An 8,734-nucleotide genomic window follows, 5' to 3' on the forward strand; every position below is an offset into this window, starting at 1 on the left:
CGTCCGGCCGCACCCCGTGCGCGTGATCATCACCGCCCGAAAAGGGTGCGCGTCGCACCCCCCGCCGCGGCCGCCGGAGGCGCACAATCGACCCCGGCGAGCGCGGGATAGGCTGGGGAACCCGCGCGCGCCGGTCCCATCCACCCAGGGGAGGTTTTCGCTGGTGTCGAACGATTCCTTCGTCCACCTGCACGTCCACACCGAGTACTCGATGCTCGACGGTGCGGCGAAGATCGCCCCCCTGTTCGCCGAGGCGGCCCGCCTCGGCATGCCGGCGGTCGGCATGACCGACCACGGCAACATGTACGGCGGCGACGAGTTCTACCAGCAGTCCAAGAAGGCGGGCATCAAGCCGATCATCGGCATCGAGGCCTACATCGCGCCGGAGAGCCGGTTCCACAAGAAGCCCGTCTTCTGGGGCCAGGCCAGCCAGCGCGGCTCGGACGAGTTCGGCGAGGGCGGCGACGTCTCCGGTGGCGGTGCGTACACGCACATGACGATGCTCGCCGAGAACGCCACTGGCCTGCGGAACCTCTTCAAGCTCTCCTCGCTGGCCAGCATGCAGGGCTACTACCGCAAGCCCCGGATGGACCGCGAGCTGATCGCGGAGAACAGCAGCGGCATCCTCGCCACCACCGGCTGCCCGTCCGGCGAGGTGCAGACCCGGCTGCGGCTGGGCCAGCGCGAGGAGGCCATCCAGGCCGCGTCCGACTACAAGGACATCTTCGGTGCCGGCAACTTCTTCCTCGAGCTGATGGACCACGGCCTGCCGATCGAGCGGTCGGTCCGCGAGGGCCTGCTCGAGATCGGCCGCCTGCTCGACCTCGAGCCGCTGGCCACCAACGACTCGCACTACGTCACCAAGGACCAGGCGGACACGCACTCGGCGCTGCTGTGCGTCCAGGCAGGCAAGACCCTCAACGACCCGACGCGGTTCAAGTTCGACGGCGACGGCTACTACCTGAAGTCCGCCGCCGAGATGCGCGAGTACTGGGACAAGGAGGTCCCGGGCGCGGCGGACACGACGCTGATGATCGCCGAGCGCGTCCAGTCCTACGAAGAGGTCTACACGCACAAGGACCGGCTGCCGTTCTTCGAGGTGCCGGAGGGCTACGACCAGGGCAGCTGGCTGCGCGAAGAGGTCCAGCGCGGCCTGAAGTGGCGGTTCCCCGACGGCGCTCCCGACGGCTACCAGGAGCGCATCGACCGCGAGCTCGACGTCATCATCGGCAAGGGCTTCCCGGCCTACTTCCTCATCGTCGCCGACCTGATCAGCTACGCCCGCCGGGTCGGCATCCGGGTCGGCCCCGGCCGTGGTTCGGCCGCCGGGTCGCTGGTCGCGTACGTCCTCGGTATCACCAACCTGGACCCGATCCCGCAGAAGCTGCTGTTCGAGCGGTTCCTCAACCCCGAGCGCGTCTCGATGCCGGACATCGACATCGACTTCGACGACCGTCGTCGCGGCGAGATGATCCGGTACGCCACCGAGAAGTACGGCGCGGACAAGGTCGCCCAGGTCATCACCTTCGGCACCATCAAGACCAAGGCGGCGATCAAGGACTCCGCCCGCGTCCACTTCGGCCAGCCGGGGTACGCGATCGCGGACAAGATCTCCAAGGCCCTCCCGCCGCCGATCATGGCGAAGGACATCCCGCTCTCGGGCATCGTCGACCCGAAGCACGAGCGCTACGGCGAAGCGGCCGAAGTCCGCACGCTCGTCGAGACCGACGACGAGTGCAAGACGATCTTCGAGACCGCGCGCGGCCTCGAAGGCCTGATCCGCAACGCGGGCGTGCACGCCTGCGCGGTCATCATGTCGAGCGAGCCGCTCACCAACGCGATCCCGCTCTGGCAGCGCGACGACGGCTCGATCATCACCGGCTGGGACTACCCGTCGTGCGAGGCCATCGGCCTGCTCAAGATGGACTTCCTCGGCCTGCGCAACCTCACCGTCATCGGTGACGCGATCGACAACATCAAGGCCAACCGCGGGGTCGACGTCGACCTCGACACCCTGGGCGTCGACGACCCCGAGACGTACAAGCTGCTCGCCCGCGGCGACACGCTCGGCGTGTTCCAGCTGGATGGCGGCCCCATGCGCGACCTGCTCCGGCGCATGGAGCCCACGGTGTTCGACGACATCGTCGCGGTCGGCGCGCTGTACCGCCCCGGCCCGATGGGCATGAACGCGCACAACGACTACGCCGACCGCAAGAACGGGCGGCAGAAGGTCAAGCCCATCCACCCGGAGCTGGACGAGCCCCTGAAGGAGATCCTGGCCGACACCTACGGCCTGATCGTCTACCAGGAGCAGATCATGCACATCGGCCAGAAGGTGGCCGGGTACACGATGGGCCGCGCGGATGTGCTCCGCCGCGCGATGGGCAAGAAGAAGAAGGAAGTCCTCGACAAGGAGTTCGAGGGCTTCGAAGCCGGCATGCGCGCTTCCGAGCTGCGGCCCGGCGGCTTCTCGCCCGAGGCGATCAAGGCGCTCTGGGACACGATCCTCCCGTTCGCCGGGTACGCGTTCAACAAGAGCCACGCGGCCGCCTACGGCCTGGTCTCCTACTGGACCGCCTACCTCAAGGCGAACTTCACCGCCGAGTACATGGCGGCCCTGCTCACCTCGGTCGGGGACAACAAGGACAAGTCGGCGGTCTACCTGTCCGAGTGCCGCCGCCTCGGCATCAAGGTGCTGCCGCCGGACGTCAACGAATCGGCCATGCGGTTCGCGGCCGTCGGGGACGACATCCGCTTCGGGCTGGGTGCCGTCCGCAACGTCGGCGCGAACGTCGTCGAGTCGATCATCAAGACCCGCGAGGAGAAGGGGAAGTACGCCTCCTTCACCGACTTCCTCGACAAGTCCGAGCTGGTGGCCTGCAACAAGCGGGTGATCGAGTCGCTGATCAAGGCGGGCGCGTTCGACTCGCTCGGCCACACGCGGCTGTCGATGATCCAGGTCCACGAGGACGCGGTCGAAGCCGTCGTCCCGCTCAAGCGCCAGGAGGCGATGGGCCAGTTCGACCTCTTCGGCTTCGGCGGGGACGAGGGCGAGGCCGCCCCGTCGTCGTCGCCGCTGGCGCACCTGAAGTTCGGCGAGGAGGAGTACCCGCGCAAGCAGCTGCTCGCCTACGAACGGGAGATGCTCGGCCTGTACGTCTCGGCGCACCCGCTCGACGGCGCCGAGCGGATCCTGCGCAAGCACGCCCCGAAGCCGATCGCCGCGATCCTCGCCGACCCGCCCAAGGAGGGCGAGATCGTCGTGTCCGGGCTGATCACGTCGCTGGAGCGGCGGGTCAACAAGAAGGGCGAGCCCTGGGCGATCTGCACGGTCGAGGACATGGACGCCTCGCTCGAGGTGCTGTTCTTCCCGAAGGCGTACGCGCTCTTCGCGGGTGAGCTGATCGAGGACAACGCGGTGCTGGTCAAGGGCCGGGTCAACTGGCGCGAGGACAAGATGTCGGTCTTCGGCGGTGGTCTCGCGACGCTCGACCTGTCCGAGGTCGGCACCGGCAACGGCGACGACGAGCCGCCGCTGGTCCTGCTGGCCGCCGCGGAGAAGATCGACCAGTCGGTGGTCAGCGAGCTGCGCTCGACGCTGCTGGCGCACAAGGGGGAGACCCCGGTGCACCTCAAGCTGGTGGGCAAGAACCAGACGGTGTTCGCGCTCTACGACTACCCGGTCAAGGTCAGCTCCATGCTCATCGGCGAGCTGAAGGGCATCCGCGGCATCACCGCGTCGACGTAGGGCGGCCATCGCGCGGGGAGCCCGGCTCCCGTGTTTTGCTGGACGGGTGGCCGAACCGGATCCCCGTCGCTGGAAAGCGCTTGCCGTCTCCCTCACCGCCGGGTTCATGGGCCTGCTCGACGTCAGCATCGTCAACGTCGCCCTGCCGTCCATGCAGGCGGGCCTGCACGCGAGCAGCGGCGGGATCCGCTGGGTGGTGTCCGGGTACGCGCTGGCGTTCGGGCTGGTCCTGGTCACCGGCGGCCGCCTCGGCGACGCGTTCGGCCGCCGCACGATGTTCCTCGGCGCCCTCGCCGGGTTCGTCGTCACCAGCGCGCTGGCCGGCGCGGCCCCGAACGAGACGACGCTGGTGCTCGCCCGCCTCGCCCAGGGCGTCGCGGCGGGCATGCTCACCCCGCAGAACACCGGGCTGATCCAGGACCTCTTCCGCGGCGCCGAGCGCGGCCGCGCGTTCGGGATGTTCGGCGCGGTCGTCGGGATCTCGACGGCGGTCGGCCCGATCCTCGGCGGCGCGATCCTGTCGGTCTTCGGCGCCCAGGACGGCTGGCGCTGGGTGTTCTACGTCAACGTCCCGATCGGCGTCCTCGCGTTCGTGCTGGCGCTGCGGCTGCTGCCGCGCAGTGAAAAGAAGCGGCTCAGGATCTCCTCGGAGATCGACTTCGCGGGCATCGTCCTGCTTGCCGTCGCCGTCCTCGGCGTGCTGCTGCCGGTCGTCGAGTCCGACAACGACGGGCCGGCGCGGTTCTGGTGGCTGTTCGTCGTCGCCGTCGTCTTCGGGGCCGCGTTCGTGCGCTGGGAGCACGCGGTGGTCCGCCGCGGCCGGACGCCGTTGCTGGACACCCGCCTGTTCACCGGCACCCCGGGCTACGCCGCCGGTGCAGCCGTCGGCGCGCTGTACTTCTGCGGGTTCGCCGGGATCTGGCTGGTCTTCGCGATGTACTTCCAGCAGGGCCTCGGCTACTCGCCCCTGCAGTCCGGCCTGTCGGTGACGCCGTTCGCGCTCGGCTCGGCGGTGTCCGCGGCGGTCGCCGGACGGCTGGTGCCCCGCTTCGGCAGGCGGCTCACCGTCACCGGGCTGAGCATGGTCGCGGTGGGATTGCTGGCCGTCGCGGGCCTCGCCGAGGTCGTCCCGCCGTCGGTGTCGGGCTGGGCCTTCGCCCTGCCGCTGCTGTTCGCGGGGGTGGGCGGCGGGATGGTGATCTCCCCGAACACGACGTTGACGCTGGAGTGCGTGCCGGTCCGGATGGCCGGCGTGGCGGGCGGCGCGCTGCAGACCGGGCAGCGGATCGGCACGGCGATCGGCACCGCCGTCCTCGCGTCGATCTTCGGCGCGGTCGTCGGCAGCGGCTATCCACTGGCCCTCACCGTCGCGCTCGCCTGCGCGGCCGTCCTGACGTGTGGTGCGCTGGCCCTCGCGATCGCCGAACTCCGGGCGCGGCGGCGCCGGGCGTCGGAGAAGGAACGCGACGAGCGGGGAGCCGAGACGGCCGCGGCGGACGTCCAGCGGAGTTGAGACACTACTTTCCGCAGAGAGGCGATGCTCCATCCGAGTGACGAGCGCGGAAAGACACTGGTGCTACGGAGAGCAACCGGGTAGATCTTATGGAGCCTTCACTGCGCGGCTTCGGCTACCGACAGTGGCAATCGGTCGGCCACCCGGGGATGGGGTGACCGGCTTGAGCGATCGAGGCGTCCGGAGTTCGAGGGAATGGACACACTCGGTCACCTTCCGTCCAGTGGGTGTCGGCGTCCGCGGGGGACCGTCCGGCACTCGCGGAAGGGCTGCCCATCGGCACCGACCGGCGCGTGACGGCGCGGGCGGGCCTGGGTGAGGGGGAACCGGGCCCGCCCGTTCTGCACCCGTGTCGCCCCCGCGTGGCGATCATGCTGGGATGGCGGCGTCCTTCGACGCCGACGCGGGGAGTTCCGATGCGGGTGTGGTACCGGCCGATGCGCTCGCGCGACAGCGGTGAGCACCACCGTGTCGCGACGCCGCTGGAGCTGCTCTTCGACCTGTGTTTCGTCGTCGCCGTCGGCCAGGCGGCCGCGCAGCTGCACCACGCGCTGGCCGAGGGACACGCCGCGCACGGCGTGGCGTCGTTCGCGATGGTGTTCTTCGCGATCTGGTGGGGCTGGCTGAACTTCAGCTGGTTCGCCTCGGCGTTCGACACCGACGACGTCCCGTACCGGCTGGCCACGTTCGTGCAGATCGCCGGCGGCCTGACCATCGCGGCCGGGGTGACCACCGCGTTCGACGGCGACTTCCGGGCGATCGTCGCCGGGTACGTCCTGATGCGGCTGTCGATGGTGACGCAGTGGCTGCGCGCCGCGCGGCAGGAGCCGGAGTGCCGTCCCGCCGCCGTGCGCTACGCGATCGGGATCGTGGTGGTCCAGGTGCTGTGGATCGCGCGGCTGTGGGTGCCGGGGACGGCCGGTGTCGTGGCGTTCGTCGTGCTGGTGGTGGCCGAGCTGGCCGTCCCGGTCTGGGCGGAAAGCCGCCGGGGCACGGCATGGCACCCGCACCACATCGCCGAGCGGTACGGCCTGTTCACCTTGATCGTGCTCGGCGAGACGATCCTCAGCGCGACCAACGCGATCAAGGAGGGCACCGCCGAACCGGGCCACCTCGGCGCGCTGATCTCGCTGGCCGCGGCCGCGCTCGTCCTGGTGTTCTCGATGTGGTGGCTGTACTTCGACCGGCCCGGCCACCTGCGGCTCGTCCGCCACCCGACGATGTTCACGTCGATGAGCTGGGGTTACGGCCACTACCTGATCTTCGCCTCCGCGGCGGCGGTCGGGGCGGGGCTCGAGGTGGCGGTCGGATACGACACGGGAGTGCTGCACATCGGCGGCGTCGCCGCGGCACTGGCGACCACGGTGCCGGTCGCGGTCTTCCTGCTGAGCGTGTGGCTGCTGCACATCGGGCCCGCCGACGAGTGCCGCCCGATCGCGATCGGCTTCCCGGTGACGGCGGTGCTCGTCCTCGCCGCCTCGTTCACGCCGGCACCGATCCACGTCGCGGCCGGGCTGGCGGCGGCGTTGGTCGTCCTGACGGTCGCCGCGACCCGCTCGTCGGGCTGAGCGGGGTATCGGTGCAGGTCAGCGGCTTGACGCGAAAAAGGGACCCCCCTGTTCGGGCGTCTCGACCGGGGTGTAAAGTTCTCCAAGTCGCCAGGGAAACCGGGCGGCCGCCGGGGCCACGAACCAAGCTCCCACGATCGTGGTAGAGTGGGTGGTCCCGAACCAGGGTGGTATCCCTGGAACAAAGCTTGAAACAAAGGCCGAAGACCAAAGCGCTTCGCGGCGCGGCGGTCCGAAGTGTGTTGCTTGAGAACTCAACAGTGTGCTAGTGAACTAAGCCAGTAGAGCTTATTTATGGTAACCCCCTCGTCGGGGTTTCCTTTGAGAGCAAGTATTTTTGCCTCGATTGAATTCGAAGACATTGTTGGAGAGTTTGATCCTGGCTCAGGACGAACGCTGGCGGCGTGCTTAACACATGCAAGTCGAACGCTGAAGCATCTTCGGGTGTGGATGAGTGGCGAAAACGGGTGAGTAACACGTGGGTAATCTGCCCTGCACTCTGGGATAAGCCTTGGAAACGGGGTCTAATACCGGATATCACCTTCGGGGGCATCCTCGGGGGTTGAAAGTTCTGGCGGTGCAGGATGAACCCGCGGCCTATCAGCTTGTTGGTGGGGTAGTGGCCTACCAAGGCGACGACGGGTAGCCGGCCTGAGAGGGTGACCGGCCACACTGGGACTGAGACACGGCCCAGACTCCTACGGGAGGCAGCAGTGGGGAATATTGCACAATGGGCGCAAGCCTGATGCAGCGACGCCGCGTGAGGGATGACGGCCTTCGGGTTGTAAACCTCTTTCGCCAGGGACGAAGCGCAAGTGACGGTACCTGGATAAGAAGCACCGGCTAACTACGTGCCAGCAGCCGCGGTAATACGTAGGGTGCGAGCGTTGTCCGGATTTATTGGGCGTAAAGAGCTCGTAGGCGGTTTGTCGCGTCGGCCGTGAAATCTCCACGCTTAACGTGGAGCGTGCGGTCGATACGGGCAGACTTGAGTTCGGTAGGGGAGACTGGAATTCCTGGTGTAGCGGTGAAATGCGCAGATATCAGGAGGAACACCGGTGGCGAAGGCGGGTCTCTGGGCCGATACTGACGCTGAGGAGCGAAAGCGTGGGGAGCGAACAGGATTAGATACCCTGGTAGTCCACGCTGTAAACGTTGGGCGCTAGGTGTGGGTGACATTCCACGTTGTCCGTGCCGTAGCTAACGCATTAAGCGCCCCGCCTGGGGAGTACGGCCGCAAGGCTAAAACTCAAAGGAATTGACGGGGGCCCGCACAAGCGGCGGAGCATGTGGATTAATTCGATGCAACGCGAAGAACCTTACCTGGGCTTGACATGCATCAGACATCCCCAGAGATGGGGCTTCCCTTGTGGTTGGTGTACAGGTGGTGCATGGCTGTCGTCAGCTCGTGTCGTGAGATGTTGGGTTAAGTCCCGCAACGAGCGCAACCCTTATCCTACGTTGCCAGCGCGTGATGGCGGGGACTCGTGGGAGACTGCCGGGGTCAACTCGGAGGAAGGTGGGGATGACGTCAAGTCATCATGCCCCTTATGTCCAGGGCTTCACACATGCTACAATGGCTGGTACAGAGGGCTGCGATATCGTGAGGTGGAGCGAATCCCTTAAAGCCGGTCTCAGTTCGGATCGCAGTCTGCAACTCGACTGCGTGAAGTCGGAGTCGCTAGTAATCGCAGATCAGCAACGCTGCGGTGAATACGTTCCCGGGCCTTGTACACACCGCCCGTCACGTCATGAAAGTCGGTAACACCCGAAGCCCATGGCCCAACCCCGTAAGGGGAGGGAGTGGTCGAAGGTGGGACTGGCGATTGGGACGAAGTCGTAACAAGGTAGCCGTACCGGAAGGTGCGGCTGGATCACCTCCTTTCTAAGGAGCACAACACATCC

The 8,734-nt window shown here is 67.4% G+C and carries 3 protein-coding genes and 1 rRNA gene; all 4 read left to right on the forward strand.

All coding sequences use genetic code 11. From position 1 onward, the window contains the following. Positions 1 to 163: 163 nt before the first annotated feature. The 4 genes from dnaE to ABJI51_RS07810 all read left to right on the forward strand — a co-directional run bounded on the left by dnaE (position 164) and on the right by ABJI51_RS07810 (position 8,714). The gene (gene dnaE, locus ABJI51_RS07795) at positions 164 to 3,748 is read left to right on the forward strand and encodes a DNA polymerase III subunit alpha (protein WP_348948671.1); all 3,585 of its coding nucleotides are present in this window, start codon (positions 164 to 166) and stop codon (positions 3,746 to 3,748) included. Between the two features lie 106 nt (positions 3,749 to 3,854). After that, a complete protein-coding gene (locus tag ABJI51_RS07800) occupies positions 3,855 to 5,261 on the forward strand; it encodes an MFS transporter (protein WP_348948731.1) in 1,407 nt (468 codons plus the stop codon). A 416-nt stretch (positions 5,262 to 5,677) separates the two neighbouring features. Further along, complete coding sequence (locus ABJI51_RS07805; RefSeq protein ID WP_348948673.1) at positions 5,678 to 6,829, forward strand: low temperature requirement protein A; 1,152 nt, start codon at positions 5,678 to 5,680, stop codon at positions 6,827 to 6,829. Between the two features lie 361 nt (positions 6,830 to 7,190). After that, a 16S ribosomal RNA gene (locus ABJI51_RS07810) occupies positions 7,191 to 8,714 on the forward strand. Positions 8,715 to 8,734 lie beyond the last annotated feature (20 nt).

This window comes from Amycolatopsis melonis (assembly GCF_040064235.1).
Taxonomy (GTDB): Bacteria; Actinomycetota; Actinomycetes; order Mycobacteriales; family Pseudonocardiaceae; genus Amycolatopsis; species Amycolatopsis melonis.

What these genes read in the sequence shown, in the direction of transcription:
- ABJI51_RS07800 (WP_348948731.1), top strand. Translation starts at nt 3,855, where the DNA reads ATGGGCCTGCTCGACGTCAGCATCGTCAACGTCGCCCTGCCGTCCATG.
- ABJI51_RS07805 (WP_348948673.1), top strand. Translation starts at nt 5,678, where the DNA reads ATGCGGGTGTGGTACCGGCCGATGCGCTCGCGCGACAGCGGTGAGCAC.